14 protein-coding genes are annotated in these 17,862 nt (G+C 70.6%); 4 read left to right on the top strand and 10 right to left on the bottom strand.

Annotated elements, in window-relative coordinates; translation table 11 throughout:
* Positions 1 to 22 precede the first annotated feature (22 nt).
* The 3 genes from ACFYP4_RS00400 to ACFYP4_RS00390 all read left to right on the top strand — a co-directional run bounded on the left by ACFYP4_RS00400 (position 23) and on the right by ACFYP4_RS00390 (position 3,569).
* Positions 23 to 967, top strand: a complete 945-nt coding sequence (locus ACFYP4_RS00400) for a sucrase ferredoxin (RefSeq protein ID WP_388781309.1) — start codon at positions 23 to 25, stop codon at positions 965 to 967.
* Positions 968 to 1,107: 140 nt separating this feature from the next.
* Positions 1,108 to 2,895 (top strand): ATP-binding protein, encoded by a 1,788-nt coding sequence (locus tag ACFYP4_RS00395; protein ID WP_388781306.1) that lies wholly within the window; start codon positions 1,108 to 1,110, stop codon positions 2,893 to 2,895.
* Positions 2,892 to 3,569: a response regulator gene (locus tag ACFYP4_RS00390; protein WP_358851480.1), complete on the top strand. Its 678-nt coding sequence runs from the start codon at positions 2,892 to 2,894 to the stop codon at positions 3,567 to 3,569. Before ACFYP4_RS00395 ends, ACFYP4_RS00390 begins: the two co-directional genes overlap by 4 nt.
* Positions 3,570 to 3,731: 162 nt before the next feature.
* Here the strand turns inward: ACFYP4_RS00390 and ACFYP4_RS00385 are convergent, their stop codons facing one another.
* The 5 genes from ACFYP4_RS00385 to ACFYP4_RS00365 form a co-directional block, all read right to left on the bottom strand.
* On the bottom strand, positions 3,732 to 5,324 hold the full coding sequence (locus tag ACFYP4_RS00385; RefSeq protein ID WP_358851479.1) for a cation acetate symporter: 1,593 nt from the start codon (positions 5,322 to 5,324) through the stop codon (positions 3,732 to 3,734).
* On the bottom strand, positions 5,321 to 5,887 hold the full coding sequence (locus ACFYP4_RS00380) for a DUF485 domain-containing protein (RefSeq protein ID WP_388781303.1): 567 nt from the start codon (positions 5,885 to 5,887) through the stop codon (positions 5,321 to 5,323). Before ACFYP4_RS00380 ends, ACFYP4_RS00385 begins: the two co-directional genes overlap by 4 nt.
* 68 nt (positions 5,888 to 5,955) lie before the next feature.
* A complete protein-coding gene (locus ACFYP4_RS00375; protein WP_358851477.1) occupies positions 5,956 to 6,642 on the bottom strand; it encodes a response regulator transcription factor in 687 nt (228 codons plus the stop codon).
* Complete coding sequence (locus ACFYP4_RS00370) at positions 6,639 to 7,790, bottom strand: sensor histidine kinase (protein ID WP_388781299.1); 1,152 nt, start codon at positions 7,788 to 7,790, stop codon at positions 6,639 to 6,641. Before ACFYP4_RS00370 ends, ACFYP4_RS00375 begins: the two co-directional genes overlap by 4 nt.
* A gap of 482 nt (positions 7,791 to 8,272) precedes the next feature.
* Positions 8,273 to 10,396, bottom strand: coding sequence for a DNA topoisomerase IV subunit B (locus ACFYP4_RS00365; RefSeq protein ID WP_358851475.1), 2,124 nt, complete (start codon positions 10,394 to 10,396; stop codon positions 8,273 to 8,275).
* 438 nt (positions 10,397 to 10,834) lie between these two features.
* On the opposite strand from ACFYP4_RS00365, the gene ACFYP4_RS00360 reads away from it, so the two are divergent.
* A complete protein-coding gene (locus tag ACFYP4_RS00360; RefSeq protein ID WP_358851474.1) occupies positions 10,835 to 11,065 on the top strand; it encodes a hypothetical protein in 231 nt (76 codons plus the stop codon).
* 111 nt (positions 11,066 to 11,176) lie between these two features.
* Here the strand turns inward: ACFYP4_RS00360 and ACFYP4_RS00355 are convergent, their stop codons facing one another.
* The 5 genes from ACFYP4_RS00355 to ACFYP4_RS00335 form a co-directional block, all read right to left on the bottom strand.
* A complete protein-coding gene (locus tag ACFYP4_RS00355; protein WP_388781295.1) occupies positions 11,177 to 11,995 on the bottom strand; it encodes a S1 family serine peptidase in 819 nt (272 codons plus the stop codon).
* A gap of 131 nt (positions 11,996 to 12,126) precedes the next feature.
* On the bottom strand, positions 12,127 to 13,668 hold the full coding sequence (locus ACFYP4_RS00350; protein WP_388781292.1) for an RNA polymerase sigma factor: 1,542 nt from the start codon (positions 13,666 to 13,668) through the stop codon (positions 12,127 to 12,129).
* 402 nt (positions 13,669 to 14,070) lie between these two features.
* Positions 14,071 to 14,958, bottom strand: a complete 888-nt coding sequence (locus tag ACFYP4_RS00345) for an FCD domain-containing protein (RefSeq protein ID WP_358851471.1) — start codon at positions 14,956 to 14,958, stop codon at positions 14,071 to 14,073.
* A 162-nt stretch (positions 14,959 to 15,120) separates the two neighbouring features.
* Positions 15,121 to 16,878: an ATP-binding cassette domain-containing protein gene (locus tag ACFYP4_RS00340; RefSeq protein ID WP_388781289.1), complete on the bottom strand. Its 1,758-nt coding sequence runs from the start codon at positions 16,876 to 16,878 to the stop codon at positions 15,121 to 15,123.
* Between the two features lie 136 nt (positions 16,879 to 17,014).
* Positions 17,015 to 17,773: an NUDIX domain-containing protein gene (locus tag ACFYP4_RS00335; RefSeq protein ID WP_388781286.1), complete on the bottom strand. Its 759-nt coding sequence runs from the start codon at positions 17,771 to 17,773 to the stop codon at positions 17,015 to 17,017.
* Between the last annotated feature and the right edge of the window lie 89 nt (positions 17,774 to 17,862).

The raw sequence follows: 17,862 nt of genomic DNA, 5'->3' as shown, positions 1-17,862 counted from the left end.
AAGTCAGGTTAGGCTCACCTCTGTGAGTACGTGCACGACCGCGTCCCGGGAGCTCGGCGAGCCCCTCGCGGGCACCGCGGCCACCGCGAAGACCTGGCTGCTGCTGGAGCAGTCGGGACCCTGGGGTGCCAAAGCGCTCACCTCGAGCCATCTGGACCCCGCGCTGGGCCGTGCCCTCGAAGCCGCCGCGGAGGGCACCGGCGTACGGATCGCACTCATCCGGCGTCCGGGAAGGCACGCCGACCGCGGTACCGCAGCCGACCGCCGGGTGTACGCGGCCCACACCGTCCCCGGAGCCACCTGGCTCCACGGCGCGACGGTGTCCGATCCGGAACGCCTGCTCGACCTCGACTTCGCCGCGCTCGGCAGAGGCGACCACCTCACCTTCGACTCGGCTCTGCGGGGCCGCCCGCACACGGCCGGTCCGCTCGCACTCGTCTGCACCAACGGCAAGCGCGACCGCTGCTGCGCGCTCCTCGGCCGCCCCCTGGCCGCCGAACTCGCCGCCTCCGGTGTGGACGGCGCCTGGGAGGTCACCCACCTCGGCGGCCACCGTTTCTCGCCCACGCTCCTCGTCCTGCCCTTCGGCTACGCGTACGGGCGCGCGGGTGCCCATCACGTCAAGGAGGTCCTCCGGGGCGTACGGGAAGGACGCGTCGTGACCGAGGGGTGCCGGGGCAGTTCCGCCTGGGAGCGCCCGGCACAGGCGGCCGAGCTGGCCGTGCGCGAGGCGGCCGGGGAACACGCGGCCGACGCACTGACCGTCATCCGGACGGACGGGACGGCGCCGAGGTGGGAGGTGACGGTCGCCCACAGCGACGGCCGCGTCTGGCGTGTCGTCGTCGCCATGGGCGCGTCGGAGCCGCCCCGCCAGGAGAGCTGCGGCTCGGCGCTCGGCTCCCCGGCCCGCATGGACGTCGTGGCCGTACGGGAACTGCACCGGGCCGATCTGCCCGTCCCGCACTGACCGGGCCGACGGCACCCGGCCGGATTCGGGCCGCGCCCCCGGATCACCCAACCCTTCGGCCCGGCACACGCGCGTGTCCCCCACGAGATCCCCGCCACACCCCCTACGGACTCTCCCGCCACCCCCCGTACCGTCTAGGGATGAGCTCCACTCCCCCCGCGCGACGCCTTCGCCTCGCTCTGCCGCGGCGCATGTTCGCGCAGGTGCTGCTGATGCAGGTGGCGATCGCCGCCGGAGTCGCCGTGCTCGCGACCGGGCTCTTCCTCGCGCCGCTGAGTGACCAGCTGGACGACCAGGCGATGCGCCGGGCGCTCGCGATCGCGCAGACCACGGCGGCCCAGCCGCAGATCGCCGACGATCTGCGGTCCACCCGGCCGTCGGCCGACGGACCCGTCCAACGGGCGGCGGAGCGCATCCGGCAGGCCAGTGGCGCCGAGTACGTCGTCGTCATGAACATGCAGGGCGTGCGCTGGTCGCACACCGACCCCGCACAGATCGGGGACGTCGTCTCGACCGACCCCCGCCAGGCCCTGGCGGGCAAGGACGTCATGCAGATCGACACCGGCACCCTGGGCCGCTCCGCCCGCGGCAAGGTGCCGTTGCGCGACGCCGACGGCGACATCGTGGGTGCCGTCTCGGTCGGCATCGAGTACGACAGCGTGCGCGCCCGGCTGATCCACGCGATCCCCGAACTCCTCGCGTACGCGGGCGGGGCCATGGCCGTCGGCGCGCTGGCCGCGTATCTGATCTCCCGCAGAGTGCAGCGGCAGACCCGGGACCTCGCCTTCTCGGACATCTCGGCACTCCTCGCGGAACGTGAGGCCATGCTGCACGGCATCCGGGAGGGCGTCGTCGCCCTCGATCGCGGCGGCCGGGTACGGCTGCTGAACGACGAGGCGCAGCGCCTGCTGGGGCTCGACGCGGACACCGTCGGGCGGCCGCTCGACGACACGCTCGGGCCGGGCCGTACCACCGACGTGCTGGCCGGAAGGATCACCGGCACGGATCTCCTGACCGTCCGCGGCCAGCGCGTGCTGGTCGCCAACCGGATGCCCACCGACGACGGCGGCGCCGTCGCCACCCTGCGCGACCGCACCGAACTGGAGCAGCTGGGCCGCGAGCTCGACTCGACGCGCGGACTCATCGACGCCCTGCGTGCCCAGGACCACGAACACGCCAACCGCATGCACACGCTCCTGGGACTGCTCGAACTGGAGATGTACGAGGAAGCGGTGGAGTTCGTCGGCGAGGCGGTCGGCGACCACCGGGCCACCGCGGAGCAGGTCACCGAGAAGATCCACGATCCCTTGCTCGCCGCACTGCTGGTGGGTAAGGCCACCGTCGCCGCCGAACGCGGGGTGGCCCTGTGGATATCAGACCGGACGTTCCTGCCGGACCTGCTGATCGATCCCGGAGGACTGGTCACCGTGGTCGGGAATCTCGTCGACAACGCGCTGGACGCCGTGGCGGGCACGCCCCACGCACGCGTGGAGGTCGAACTGCGCGTCGAGGGACGCACGGCCGTGCTGCGGGTGCGGGACACTGGGCCCGGCGTTCCGGCCGAGCGACGGCAGTTGATCTTCACGGACGGATGGTCCACGAAGGAGCCCCCGGCGCACGGCAAGCGCGGAATCGGCCTCTCCCTCGTACGCCGGCTGGCCGAGAGGCAGGGTGGCAGTGCGCAGGTGGCGGAGGCGGCCGGCGGGGGCGCGGAGTTCACCGTCGTCCTGCCGGAGGCCCTCACCGAACCCGGTCTCGCTCCGGGGCCGGGGCAGATCCCGACGCCGGGCACGACCGGCGGACCGGGGACCGGAACGACTGCCGGAGCGATGCCGGAGGCGGAGCACGCACCCGCCCCGGACGCCGTCGGGCCGGGCGCGCCGGGGTCCTCTCCGGAGGCCGCCCCCGCCGAGGAGAGGTCGCGATGATCGAGGTACTCGTCGTGGACGACGACGTCCGCGTCGCACGCGTGCACGCCGCGTACGTGCGGAAGGTGACCGGCTTCCACGTGGCCGGCGAGGCGCACACCGCCGCCGAGGCGCTGCACCGGATGGAGCTGCTCCCGCGTCCGGATCTGGTCCTGATGGACCACTACCTGCCGGACGGCACCGGTCTCGCCGTCGTGCAGGAAATGCGGCGGCGCGGTCATCAGACGGACGTCATCATGGTGACCGCGGCGCGGGACGTCGCGACCGTTCAGGCGGCGATGCGGCAGGGCGCACTGCAGTATCTGGTCAAGCCGTTCGCCTTCGCGGGGCTGCGCGCCAAGCTGGAGGCGTACGCGGAGCTGCGCCGCACTCTCGACGGCGGCGGCCTGGCCGAACAGGCCGAGGTGGACCGGATGTTCGGCGCCCTGTCCACGGGCGCCGAACCCGAGCTGCCCAAAGGGCACTCCCCCACCACCGCCGAACTCGTGCGCCGCGTCCTGGTGAGCGCCGAGGGACCCTTGTCCGCTCTGGAGATCGCGGAGCGGACCGGACTGAGCCGGCAGACCGCCCAGCGCTACCTGAAGCTCCTGGAACGTACGGGACGCACCAGGCTGACCCTCAAGTACGGCGACGCGGGCCGCCCGGAGCACCGGTACGCGTGGGTGACCCCGTAGGCGGCTAGGCGGCTTCGCCCGGCGCGGCACCCGGTGACGCCCGGCACTGCCGAGTACGCGTCGCCCTGCCACGAGCGCGTCCAACCCGAGCCGGTCGGCCCGCCGACGAGCTGCGCGCCGGCCACGGGACCCCCGCGCCTCCGTACGCGGATGGCCGCGCCCTCAGACCGCTCCGGCCCCGGTGAGCGACCGCACCTCGGTCTCGGCGTGCTTGGCTGCGTCCGCCGGCTCCGCCGAGGTGACCGTGCCGATCCAGCCCGCCAGGAAGCCCAGCGGAATCGAGACCAGTCCCGGGTTCTGCAACGGGAAGTACTGGAAGTCGACGCCCGGGAACAACGACTCGGGGCTTCCCGACACCACCGGCGACAGCACGACCAGAAGCAGCGCCGGCACCAGACCGCCGTACACCGCCCAGACCGCGCCGCGCGTCGTGAAGTTCCGCCAGAACAGCGAGTACAGCAGTACCGGCAGGTTCGCCGACGCGGCGACCGCGAACGCGAGGCCCACCAGGAACGCCACATTGAGGTCGCGGGCCAGCAGTCCGAGCGCGATCGCGACCACCCCGACACCGACCGCCGCGACGCGCGCCACGGCGACCTCGCTGCGCGGTTTCGCCCGCCGTCGCCTGAGCGACGCGTACAGGTCGTGGGCCACGGATGCCGAGGAGGCGAGGGTGATCCCCGCGACCACGGCGAGGATCGTGGCGAAGGCGATCGCGGCGACGACCGCGAACAGAACCGTCCCTCCCGTGGAGGACGCACCACCGCCCAGATCGAGTGCCAGCAGCGGCATAGCCGTGTTCCCGGCGGCGTTCGACCCGCGTAACGCCTCGGGGCCGACGATCGCGGCCGCTCCGAAGCCCAGCACGATCGTCATCAGGTAGAAACCGCCGATGAGTCCGACCGCCCAGACCACCGAGCGACGCGCCGCTCTCGCGGTCGGCACCGTGTAGAAACGGGACAGGATGTGCGGCAGCCCGGCCGTACCGAGCACCAGGGCGAGCCCCAGGCTGATCAAGTCGAAGCGCGCGGTCCAGGTGTCCCCGTACTTCAGTCCCGGTACGAGGAAGGCGTCACCGTGCCCGCTCCGCGCGGCCGCGGTGCGCAGCAGCTGATCGAAGTCCCCGTGGAAGCGCACGAGCACGAGCACCGTCAGCGCGACCGCCCCGCCCAGCAGCATGACTGCCTTGACGATCTGGATCCACGTGGTCGCCCGCATCCCTCCCATCGACACATAGATCACCATGAGCGCGCCGACACCGATCACCGTCCAGTTGCGCGCCGCTTCGCTGGTGCCTCCGAGGAGCAGGGCGACCAGGCTGCCCGCGCCGACCATCTGCGCCACCAGGTACAGAACGGACACGGTTACCGACGAAGTTCCCGCCGCGATGCGCACCGGACGCTCGCTCATGCGCGCCGCGACCACGTCGGCGAGAGTGAACCGGCCGCAGTTGCGCACCAGTTCGGCGACCAGGAAGAGCACCACGAGCCAGGCCACGAGAAAGCCCACGACGTACAGCAGCCCGTCGTACCCGAAGAGCGCGATGAGTCCCGTCACGCCGAGGAAGGACGCGGCCGACATATAATCACCCGAGATGGCAAAACCATTCTCCATGGGGGAGAACAGCCGCCCGCCCGCGTAGAACTCCTCGGCGGAACCATGCCGGTTACGGCTGACCCACGTCGTGATCCCGAGCGTCACCGCCACGAACGCGCTGAACAGCAGTAGCGCCAGCGTCTGGTGATGTCCCGTCACCGCTGCCCACCCCCGGCACTTCGCGTCAGCTCCTGGGTGTCCCAGCGCAGGTCGAGCGCGGCCCGGTCCCTGCGCAGCCGTGCGTGACGCGCATACGCCCAGGTGAGCAGGAAGGTGGTGAGGAACTGCCCGAGCCCCGCGAGCATCGCCACGTTCACCGCGCCCGCCACGGGTCGCGCCATCAGCCCGGGCGCGGTCGTCGCTGTGACCACGTAGCCCACGTACCAGGTGAGGAAGAGCGCGGCACCCGGGATCACGAACCGCCGGTACCGGCTGCGTACTCCCTGGAAGGCCGCGCTGCGCTGCACGTCGAGATAGACCTCGGCCGCACCACCCGCCCTGCCCTCGTCCTCCCGGCGCACGGACGGCTCGACTTGAGCGGGCGCGCCCGTACCGTCCATCTCGCCCCAGCCGGACGCCAGAGCGTCGTACCAGGGGTCGTCGTACCCGACACTTCCGCCCTTCGCCGACTGGACGGGGACACGCTCACGCCGTTCGTGGTCCTCGGCCGGGCCTTCAGGGCCCTCTCCACGCAGGCGGTGACGATCGTTCCTTGACTGCATGCCCAAGGATGGACAGAACGGGAAGATCCCGGCCTCTTCAATCCGTGGTCTTCACTCCATCAGGTGACTCACGTCAGTGATGGCCGCACCAGCCCCTTCCCGTAGGCGTAACGGACCGCCTGTGCACGGTCCTTGAGTCCCGTCTTGGCGAACATGTTGTTGATGTGGGTCTTCACGGTGGCGGTGGACACATGCAACTTGCGGGCGATCTCATGGTTGGAGAGACCTTCGGCGATCAGGACCAGCACCTCCACCTCGCGGGTGGTGAGCCCGTCGGGCGCCTCCGACGGCCCTGCCGGTGGTTCCGGCTCGGTCTGCGACAGCCGCTCCAGCAGGCGCCGTTGGATGCTGGGCGACAGCCCGGCATCCCCGGAGCACACGCTCTGCACCGCTCGGACGATCTCGTCGCCGCCCGCGTCCTTGGTCAGATAACCCCGGGCGCCGGCCCTGATCGCGGGGAACAGCGAGTCGTCGTCCGCGAACGTCGTGAGTACGACGACCTGGGTGCCGGGATACTCGGACCTGATGCGCCGGGTCGCCTCGACTCCGTCACAGCGCGGCATCCGCAGGTCCATCAGGACCACATCCGGAGCCAGTTCGGCGACGAGCGCCACAGCCTCGTCACCATCGGCCGCCGCTCCGACGACCTCGACTCCGGGCAGCAGTCCCAGCAGCATCACGATGCCCTCGCGCACCACGGTCTGGTCGTCCGCCACGACGACCCGCGCCGGCTTCCGCCCCGGGTCCTGCGTCATAGGGGCACCTTCAGCGTCACCACGAATCCCTCCTCCTGCGGCCCGGCCTCCAGCGAACCGCCGAGCAACTCGGCACGCTCCCGCATGCCCAGCAGACCGTACCCGGCACCGGAGCCGGTCATCTCTCCCGGCGGGCCGCCCGAATCCCGCACGTCCAGCCGCACTTCGTGGTCCCCGTAGTCCAGGCGCATGTGGACCTTGGCCCCCGGCGCGTGCTTCCGGACGTTCGTCAAGGCCTCTTGTGCGACCCTGCGCACCGCCTGTGACGCCTCCGCGGGCAGCAGCCGTCGCTCACCCGTCACCCTGACGTCCGCCGCGTCGGCCGTGGCGACGAGTTCGCTCAGGAAGTCCTCCAGCGGGGACATCTCACCGCGCAGCGCGGAGAGAGCCTGTCGCGTCTCGGCGAGGCCTTCCCTGGCCATCCCCCGGGCGGCCACCACCCGTTCGAGTATCCGGTCCTGGCCGGCGCCCCGTTCGATCAGGAGCCGGGCCGCCTCCAGGTGCACGAGCTGGGCGGAGAGGCTGTGCGCCAGCACGTCGTGTATCTCCCTCGCGATCCTGGCCCGTTCCGCGAGGGCGGCCGACTCCGCCTCGGCCGCGCGCGCCGCCCGCTCCTGGGCGAGCAGCCGCTGGGCGCTGCCGCGCGCCTCGGCGTCGAGCCGCAGGACATAGCCGGCCAGGGCGAGGCCGCCGACTGTCGCCAGGGTCGTCAGCCGGCCGTCGTCGTTGATCAGCGCGTAGCCGGTGAGCGCCACGGAGGTGGTGGGCACCGCGGCCGCGAGAGGCAGCCGCTCGATGGCACTGACGGCACACGCACAGCACAGGACGAGGGCGGGAATCCGGAAACCCGTCCCCCGGGCCGCCGTCGCGGCCACGAGCAACAGCGCGAACAGGGCCAGCGAGGGCAGTAGGCGGTGTTCGAGTGTGCTGTGCAGGAAGCCCCGGGCGGCGAGGGCGCACAGCACGACACCCAGCGCCGCCGCGACGATGCCCCAGCCCTGGAGCCGGTCGTCCGAGAACGTCGTCCACAGAAGGGCGCCGAGTGCCGACAGGCGGACGGCCCAGGCCAGCGCTCGCCGGGGCCTCGGCACGCCTTCCGGGGACAGAGCCTCGCGGGAGGGCCAGCTCGTCCACGCGTTCCCCGTCATACGGACTCCTTCCACGCGGCGCGCGGTACGCCGTCACCGTAGGGCGCACTCCCCGTGGCCACCACAGGCAGCCTCTGAGCTCGCCGGAGCAGGATCCCGGAGCGGACAAGCAGGGTGGCCGCGAGGGCGAGCGGCGGGGGCGGAGGTGTCCTGCTGGACACCGAGCCGGACCCCGGCGCTGCACAGGCCGGCGCCGAGGAAGGCAAACCGTTGCCCTGGTGCCCTTGGTCCACACTGCGCCGTCCGGCGTTGCCCGTATCCGTGCCGCCGGCGGGAGCCGGCGACACCCCCGACGCTACGGAGATCGCGTGGCCGGCAGATCGGCCCCCGGGTGGATGAAGGGTGGATCTCCTACGGCCGAGCCCTCCACCCACGGGTGGACACGCTGGGTAGTCCCGCCTGGTCAGCCGTATTGCCGGGCGGTGGTCCCGGGGCAGGCACCCGCCCCGCCCACGGAGCGGAGGCCGCCGCCGGACAGCTCCCTACGCGTCGATCCGCGACCGGTCCAACGTAGCCGCCGAGCTGGAGATGAACTCCTTGCGCGGCGCCACGTCGTTGCCCATCAGCAGGTCGAACACCTGCTCGGACGCCTCGAGGTCGGAGATGTTGATCCGGCGCAGCGTGCGGTGGCGCGGGTCCATCGTCGTCTCGGCCAGCTGGTCGGCATCCATCTCACCGAGACCCTTGTACCGCTGGATCGAGTCCTTGTAGCGCACGTTCTTGCGCTGCAGCTCCAGCAGTGTCTCGCGCAGCTCGCGGTCCGAGTACGTGTAGACGTACTTGTCCTGCCCCTTCTTGGGCTGGCTCAGCTCGATACGGTGCAGCGGCGGCACCGCGGCGAACACCCGCCCGGCCTCCACCATCGGCCGCATGTAGCGCTGGAACAGCGTCAGCAGCAGGCACCGGATGTGCGCACCGTCCACATCGGCGTCGACGAGCAGGATGATCTTCCCGTAACGCGCCGCGTCGATGTCGAAGGTCCGCCCGGACCCCGCCCCTATGACCTGGATGATCGCACCGCACTCGGCGTTCTTCAGCATGTCCGTGACGGACGACTTCTGCACGTTGAGGATCTTGCCGCGAATGGGGAGCAGCGCCTGGAACTCGGAGTTCCGTGCCAGCTTCGCGGTACCGAGCGCCGAGTCGCCCTCCACGATGAACAGCTCGCTGCGCCCTACGTCGTCACTGCGGCAGTCCGCGAGCTTGGCGGGCAGCGTGGAGGACTCCAGCGCCGTCTTGCGACGCTGCGCGTCCTTGTGCTGGCGGGCCGCGATGCGCGTACGGGCGGCGGAGACGGCCTTCTCCAGGACGACCCGCGCCTGCGCGGCCGTGTCCCGCTTCGTGGACGTCAAGAACGCCTTGAGCTCCCTGGAGACCACATTGGTCACGATCCGGCGGGCCGCCGAGGTGCCGAGCACCTCCTTGGTCTGCCCCTCGAACTGAGGTTCGGCGAGACGCACCGTGACGACGGCGGTGAGGCCCTCCAGGGCGTCGTCCTTGACGATGTCGTCCTCGGCGACGCGCAGCAGCTTCTTCGTCCGCAGTACTTCGTTGACCGTCTTGGCGACGGCCTGCTCGAAGCCGGCGACGTGGGTGCCGCCCTTGGGGGTGGCGATGATGTTCACGAACGACTTGAGCGTCGTGTCGTAGCCGGTACCCCAGCGCAGGGCGACGTCGACGCCGAGATCACGGGTGACCTCGGTGGGCGTCATCTGGCCGTGGTCATCGAGGACCGGAACGGTCTCCTTGAAGCTGCCCTGCCCGGAGAAGCGCAGTACGTCGCAGACGGGCTTGTCGGCGGCCAGGTACTCGCAGAACTCGCTGATGCCGCCGTCGAAGCGGAACGACTCTTCACCCTTGCTGCCGCCCTCGCCGAGCCCGAACTCGTCCCGCACGACAATGGTGAGGCCCGGCACGAGGAAGGCGGTCTGGCGGGCGCGCTGGTGCAGGTTCTCCAGGGAGAGCTTGGCCTCCTTGAGGAAGATCTGGAGGTCGGCCCAGTAACGCACGCGTGTGCCGTTGCGCGCCTTGGGGATCTTCTTCGTCTTGCGCAGGCCGCTGCCGGCGTCGAACTTGGCGTCCGCTCCCATGCCGGCGAACGCGCCCGGCACGCCGCGACGGAAGCTGATGGCGTGCGTGTGGCCGTTGCGGTCGACCTCGACGTCCAGCCGGGCGGACAGCGCGTTCACCACCGAGGCGCCCACACCGTGCAGACCGCCCGAGGCGGCGTAGGAGCCCCCGCCGAACTTGCCGCCGGCGTGCAGCTTGGTCATGACGACCTCGACGCCCGAGAGGCCGGTCTTGGGCTCGACGTCCACGGGAATGCCACGGCCGTTGTCCCGCACCTCGACGGACGCGTCGTCGTGCAGGATCACCTCGATGTGGTCGCAGTAGCCTCCGAGGGCCTCGTCCACCGAGTTGTCGATGATCTCCCAGAGGCAGTGCATCAGGCCACGGCTGTCGGTCGAGCCGATGTACATGCCAGGGCGCTTGCGTACGGCCTCGAGTCCTTCGAGGACGAGCAGGTGCCGCGCGGTGTAGTTGGAACCGTCCCGGTCTGCTCCGGTCAGCAACGCTGTGGACGGCACGGACGTCTCGGCGGTCACGCGGTTCGCTCCTCGCTGAATTTCACATGGCACCCTTGTGGGTAAGGGCCCGGCTTGGTTCGCCGCTCAGAGGGTACCGAGGCCTGGTAGAGCCGTTGTAGCGCCACCCTCGTCCGAACTTAGACTAGTCGAGAGTCGCATAGGTGTTCGATCCCTCTATGGAGTGAAGTACATATCACGTTCCCTTCCGGGCATGAACCATTTAGGCTCCGGGCACGTCCTCTTGAACAACCGGCAAGCCAGCCGGAGGACCGACACTGACAGACAACGCGAACCCGTACGACGCGAACCACGTAATACGGCACATTCGCCGCCAACCGGCAGCAGACAGCCACCTCGGAAAGAAATTTTCAAGGAGAAGCCACGAGCGGGAACGTTTTCGGCCTGGTTGGATGTTGACCCTGGTACGACAGCTCGTCGAGCTAGAGAAGAGGCGACGTGACTACTGTTCTGACCCCCGCGAGCCCGCTGACGGCCGCTGACCGCTGCGACCGTTGCGGCGCCCAGGCATATCTGCGCGTCGTCCTCCTGAGCGGCGGAGAACTGCTCTTCTGCGCCCACCACGGTCGCAAGTTCGAGCCGGAACTCAAGAAGATCGCCGCTGAGATACAGGACGAGACGGAGCGGCTGACGACCGTTCCGGCGAGCGTCAACGAAGAGGAACGCTGACACTTCGCGTCGACGACGAGCGAGTGCCGGCATCAGGCCGGTCTGCGGGCGGCCACCCCCTCCACACAGGGGGTGGCCGCCCGTACTCGTACCGCATCGCGTGTTCGGCGCTCAGCGTCCTGTGTCGAGCCGGCGGATCGCGTCCGACACCCGGGTGTATACCCCGGGGCTCCCCGCGCGCCCACAGCCGCTGCCCCACGACACCAGGCCGATCAGCCGCCCGTGAGCGACCAGCGGCCCCCCGCTGTCCCCCTGGCAGGCGTCCCGGCCGCCCGTGAGCTCCCCGGCGCACAGCATGGAGGCAACCCGGTACGTGCCGTCCGAGCTGCCCGGGTAGGCCTCCTCGCAGTCCGCGTCCGGCAGCACCTTGACTCGTGCGGCCCGCAGGCTGCCCGCGTAGTCCCCGGCGCCCGTGGTGTCTCCCCAGCCATAGACCTCGGCGACCGTCCCGGGGGCGTACGCGGGGTCGCCCTTCGGCGCCGGAGTGATGACGTAACTCTCCGGAAGCGGAGTGGCGAGGGTGATGACCCCGAAGTCCCCGGCCTTCGTCCGGGTGTCGTACGCGGGGTTCACCCAGGTGTCGCGGACCTGGATCTCCCGTCCGGAGTCGGAGGTCAGCTGCGCCCGGCCCGCGATGACCCTCAGGTCCCGCACCTGCTGCGGGGACGCCCCGAGTACGTCCTCACTCAGACAGTGAGCGGCGGTAAGGACCGTCGACCTGCCGATCACCACACCTCCGCAGAACTGCCCCGCCCGCGTACCCCCGAACCGGTCACGGCTGGCCAGCGCCACCGTCCATGGGCTCTGCGAGATCTCGACGGGATAGCCGCCGATGACGACGCTGTCGGCCGCCACGGGGGCGGGGGACGCCAGCGGTATCACGGCCGTCGTGGCCGCGAGGGCCAGGATTCGGGCGAAGGGACGACGCATGCGCGCTCCTCACTCAGGGGTGGTCGTGGAAGACCCAGAGTGATCCAGCGGCGGCCGACGCGCACGCCGCACATGCATCGAGAGCCCGGCTCCCTCGTGGGAGCCGGGCCCTCGATGACGTACGGCCGGGCCTAGTCGAGGTAGTCGCGCAGCACCTGCGAGCGCGACGGGTGACGCAGCTTGGACATGGTCTTGGACTCGATCTGACGGATCCGCTCACGCGTCACGCCGTACACCTTGCCGATCTCGTCGAGGGTCTTCGGCTGACCGTCGGTGAGACCGAAACGCATGGACACGACACCCGCCTCGCGCTCGGAGAGCGTGTCCAGGACGGAGTGCAGCTGCTCCTGCAGAAGCGTGAAGCTGACCGCGTCCGCCGGGACCACGGCCTCGGAGTCCTCGATGAGGTCACCGAACTCGCTGTCGCCGTCCTCGCCGAGGGGGGTGTGCAGCGAGATGGGCTCACGACCGTACTTCTGGACCTCGATGACCTTCTCGGGGGTCATGTCGAGTTCCTTGGCCAGCTCCTCCGGGGTGGGCTCGCGGCCCAGGTCCTGGAGCATCTGGCGCTGCACGCGCGCGAGCTTGTTGATGACCTCGACCATGTGCACCGGGATACGGATGGTGCGGGCCTGGTCGGCCATCGCGCGGGTGATCGCCTGACGGATCCACCAGGTGGCGTACGTGGAGAACTTGTAGCCCTTGGTGTAGTCGAACTTCTCCACCGCGCGGATCAGACCGAGGTTGCCCTCCTGGATGAGGTCCAGGAAGAGCATGCCGCGGCCGGTGTAGCGCTTGGCCAGGGAGACCACCAGACGGAGGTTGGCCTCCAGGAGGTGGTTCTTGGCGCGGCGGCCGTCCTCGGCGATGATCTCCAGCTCGCGCTTGAGCTTGGGGGCGAGCTTGTCGGCGTTCGCCAGCTTGTCCTCGGCGAAGAGACCGGCCTCGATGCGCTTGGCGAGCTCCACCTCCTGCTCGGCGTTGAGCAGCGGGACCTTGCCGATCTGCTTGAGGTAGTCCTTGACGGGGTCGGCGGTGGCACCGGCGACGGCGACCTGCTGGGCCGGCGCGTCGTCCTCGTCGTCGTCGGAGAGGACGAAGCCCTTGCTCTCGCCACCCTCCTCCTCCTCTTCACCGGGCTTGACGGCACCGGCGGTCTCCTCGACCGCCTCGTCGTCGACCAGCTCGGCGTCGTCCTTCTTGGAGGTGGTCTTCTTGGCCGCCGTCTTCTTGGCGGCGCTCTTCTTCGCGACGGTCTTCTTGGCGGTCGCCTTCTTGGCGGCGACCTGCTTCACGGACGGGTCCTCAGCCGGATCGTCCGCCACGGGCGCGGCCGGGGCAGTGGTGGCGGTGGCCTTCTTGGCCGTCACCGTCTTCGCCGCGACGGTCTTGGTCGCGGTGCGCTTCGCCGGACTCTTCGCTGCGACGCTCTTTCGGGTGCGCTTGGGCTCCGCGGCACTGACCATCAGCGTCACACCCTCTTCCTCGAGGATCTGGTTGAGGCTGCGCAGTACGTTCTTCCACTGAGTGGCCGGAATCTGGTCAGCTTCGAAGGCCCGACGCACGTCATCGCCGGCGATCTGCCCCTCAGCCTTTCCCCGCTCGATGAGCGCCATGACAGAGACGGACTCGGCGATCTCCGGCGGGAGCGTACGGGATGTGCTGGCCGACACGAACAACCTCTCGGAACGTTGGAAAACGGCTTCCGGCCCCGTCCGGTGCGGACAGGAGCCGACGACCGCCGACTGGGGATGGGTCGACGGCGCGGGCGGGGGCCGGGAAGTTGAACAGCGCCGTCAACGGCGTCCGTATTCCTTCCTCGGCAGTCACCTCTTAGGTCATCGCGTGGTTCCGAGGAGTGTTACGCCCAATCTGCGTGGCCCGAGTCACACCCCGTAAGCACACAGAAGCGGTCGAACAATGTCAGACGTGCTCATTCTGCTGGCTACGTGGCCCCTCGCACCACCGGACCCCGCCGATCCCGGAAGATCCAACGAGGTCCGGCGGAGAAACGGGCCGCTCGCGCGATGCCACTCGCGGGCACCCGTCCGCGACCGTGCCGCCCTCGACGCGCGTCAGTGCTCGCGCGGTGCGGGCACCACACGCTCCACCTCGGGGTGGACGGTGAGCAGCTGACGCATGGCGGCCTCGGCCGCGGCTCCGTCGCTCGCCGCGAGTGCGTCGACGATCCGGGCATGGCACGACAGCGACGCCTCGGTCGGCCGGTCGCAGCCGGTGACGGGGTTGCCCGCGACCTGGAGCGCCGCGGAGACGATCCCGGAGAGGTGCTCCAGCATGCGGTTGCCGGCGATCTGAATGAGGAGGGAGTGGAACTCCGCGTCGGCTCGGGAGAAGGTCAGCGCGTCGCCCTGCGCCATGGCGTGACCCATGATCTCGATCATGTCGCCGAGTCGCTGCTGCACCTCCTCGCGTCCGTGGCCGGCCGCCAGGCGTGCCGCGAGCGGTTCGATCGTCCAGCGCAGCTCGCTGAGCTCACGGCGCTGGTCGTCGCGCTGCGGCCCGTAAGCCCGCCACTCGATGATGTCCGGGTCGAGCAGGTTCCAGTCACTGACGGGACGCACGCGCGTGCCGACGTTGGGCCGCGCGCTCACGAGGCCCTTCGCCTCCAGGACGCGGAGCGACTCGCGGACGACGGTACGGGAGACCTCGAACCGCTGGCCGATCTCCTCGGGCACGAGCGGGCGGTCCGCACCCAGGTCGCCCGAGACGATCATCTGGCCCAGCTGCTGAACGAGTTGGCCGTGCAGTCCGCGGCCGCGGCTGCCGCCGGCACGCCGCCCCACGCGGCCCAGCTCCGGGTCCGAGTGCTCCCAGGCGGGAATGCCCACGCGGCCGACACCGGGGGCTTCGGCGTAGGGATAGCGGTCGAGATCGCCCGGGCCGGCCAGGCCGGAGTCTGCGGAGCGGGCGGCGGTCATCATGGTGTGCGCAAGGGTACTCACGGATCCTTTGTCGGCGCCCCGTTCAACTCCCTTGAGGTCTTTGGTGAAAAGCACACGAAAGGGTGATCGCTCACCCCGTCGCAATTGACGCCTTATCGGAAAGAAATGGGCGTTCCCCGGGGAGTTGTGTGCAGCGGCGGACGGGAAGGGTGCGGATGGCCGTCATCGGACCCTGCCACGCACGGTCGTGAGCAGATATGCGCAGAGCAGGGCGGCCAGCGACAACGTCAGCGCGCCACCCACGGGTTGAGCCACCGCCTTCGCTCCGGCGGCCAGAACGCGCTCCCCGCCGAACGGCCACTGCGACAGCAGGTGCTCCCGCAGCCGCACGGAGAATCCGGCCGTCGTCCGCACATGCGGACCCTCGACGGCTTTCTGTACGAGCGGTACGACGACGACCGGCACGGTGAGCACGGCTGCGAGCCCCGCCGTCGTGGACCGGAAGACTCCCGCGGCCAGCACCCCCGCCCAGGCGCACGCCACCACGACGGCGATCCAACTCACGCCGAGAGAGCGCCATTCGGGGGGAACTCCGGTGAGCTCGCGGCCGTAGACGAGATAGAGCGCCTCCTGATCGCAGGCGACGGTGAGGACGGCCAGCATCAGTGCCGTGGCCCCGGCGACCAGGAGCTTGGCGACGAGCAGGCCGAGCCTTCGGGGCACGGTGCCCCGGTCCGCCGCGAGGGCGGGATGACGGAACTCCTCACCGAAGGCGAGCGCGCCGAGCAGCCCCGCGCCGAGCGCCGCGGGCGGCAGCGGGAGCTCCCTCGGCCAAGCGGCGAGGAGACGCGCCTGCGGGGTGTGCCCGATTTTCGCCGCGAGGACGGACACGAGCACGGAGGTGACGAGTACGGCGGCCGCTGTGAGGTAGCCGGTGGCGACTCCGGCGGCGCGACGCAGTTCGTAGCGCAGCGGGCGCAGCGGGCTGGGAGCCTGGCGGACGCTGATGGGCGTCGGCAGGAGGGACGGGGCGTCGTCCGGGCTCAGCGTCTCGGCCGGTGACGCTCCCTCGCTCTTGGCCTCATCGGGGGCTGCGGCGGCGCGGGGCCCCATGTCCCCTACCTCGTCGGCGAGTTGGTGGATGAGGATGCCGTGGCGGAAGGCGGTCTCGCCGACGTCGGCGCAGGCGCTGCCGTACACGGAGAGCCGGTTGCCGTCCTCGTGGACGACCTCGACGGAGCGCCGGGCGGCCCTGGCCTCCTTGGCGAGCAGGGTGCCGAGCCGGGCCGCGTGGGGGCTGCGGACAGCGACCCTGGGGCGCAGCCGGGTGCGGGCGAAGTCGGCGGCCTCCTGGTCGGCGAGCAGCCTTCCCTCCGCCAGCGTGACGACCCGGTCCGCGGCGCCCGCCGCCTCTTTGGGGTCGTCGGTGGTGAACAGCACGGTGCCGCCCTGTGCGGCGTGCGCGCGCAGGATTCCGTGCAGCCGGCGGCCTTCGCGCGGCGCGAGCCCGGTCGCGGGCTCGTCGAGCACGAGCGTGTGCGGATCGGCAAGGAGTGCGCACGCGAGGCCGAGGCGCCGGTCCATGCTGCGCGAGAGGGTGCCCAGGCGTTCGTCGCGCAGGCTGACGAGACCCACGACTTCGAGGACCTCGTCGGCGCGGCGCACGGGCACGCCCGCGGCGGCGCACAGCATGCGGAGGTGCCCGCGGACGGTGCGGGCCGGGTGGCCGGGCACTTCACCGAGGAGAACTCCCACTTCGCGGGACGGATGGGCGATGGCATGCAGCGGCCTTCCCCTGAAGTAGGTGATGCCGCGGCCCTGTTGGAGTTCGAGCATGAGCCTCAGCGCCGTCGTCTTGCCTGCGCCCGGCGCTCCGAGCAGTGCGGTGACACGGCCCGCGGGTGCCTCGAAGGAGACGTCGTCGAGGGCGGGCGGCAGCTCCTTGCGAGGGTTGCTGGTCAGTCCGATGGCCTGGATCACCTGACGCAAGATAGCGCGATACCTGTACTTTTTCGGGCATATTGGTCAGGCTTCGGATCAACTTCGCACTGTTCCCGGCTTCGGGACTCGCAGTTGCCTCAGGCCGGTCCTGCGCGGACCGCGTCACTGCATGCTGTCAGACCTCGGGGCGCAGCATCGGCGGGTTGAGGAGTGTGGCGCCCCCGGCGCGGAAGAGCTGTGCGGGGCGGCCCCCCTGCCGGGTGGTCGTACCGCCCGTGGGGACGAGGAAGCCCGGTGTGCCGGTGACCTTGCGATGGAAGTTGCGCGGGTCGAGCGCCACGCCCCACACCGCCTCGTACACCCGGCGCAGCTCCCCGACGGTGAACTCGGTCGGGCAGAAGGCAGTGGCCAGCGACGAGTACTCGATCTTGGAACGAGCGCGCTCGACACCGTCCGACAGGATCTGCGCGTGGTCGAACGCGAGCGGGGCGGCCTGTTCGCCGTCCCGGGCGTAGCCGCCCTGCTGCAACAGCTCTTCGACGGGGGCCCAGCGTGCGCTGTTGGCGTCGCCCCCCGCCCTGGGGGCCGGCAGGTCGGGAGCCAGGGCGAGATGGGCGACGCTGACCACCCGCATCCGCGGGTCGCGCTCGGGATCGCCGTAGGTGGCGAGCTGTTCCAGATGCGCGCCGTTGTCCTGCGCCGGGGCCGACGGGTCGTGAGCGCACAGTCCCGTCTCCTCGACCAGCTCACGCGCCGCCGCCTGCGCCAGATCCTCGTCGGGCCGTACGAAGCCGCCCGGCAGCGCCCAGCGGCCCTGGAACGGCTGCTCGCCCCTCCTGACCGCCAGCGCGCACAGGGCATGGCGGCGCACGGTCAGCACGACCAGGTCCACGGTCACGGCGATGGGCGGGAAGGCCGACGGGTCGTAGGGCATGCGGCGATCATAGTCGTCTGCCTGACGATAAACACTCCCTTCCTCGGTCGCATCCGTGGCTGATCCGCTCCCGCCCGGCACGTCGTCCG

The organism is Streptomyces sp. NPDC005551 (assembly GCF_042871785.1).
In the GTDB taxonomy this organism is placed as follows: Bacteria; Actinomycetota; Actinomycetes; order Streptomycetales; family Streptomycetaceae; genus Streptomyces.
This window is presented reverse-complemented; position numbering and strand designations above follow the sequence as displayed.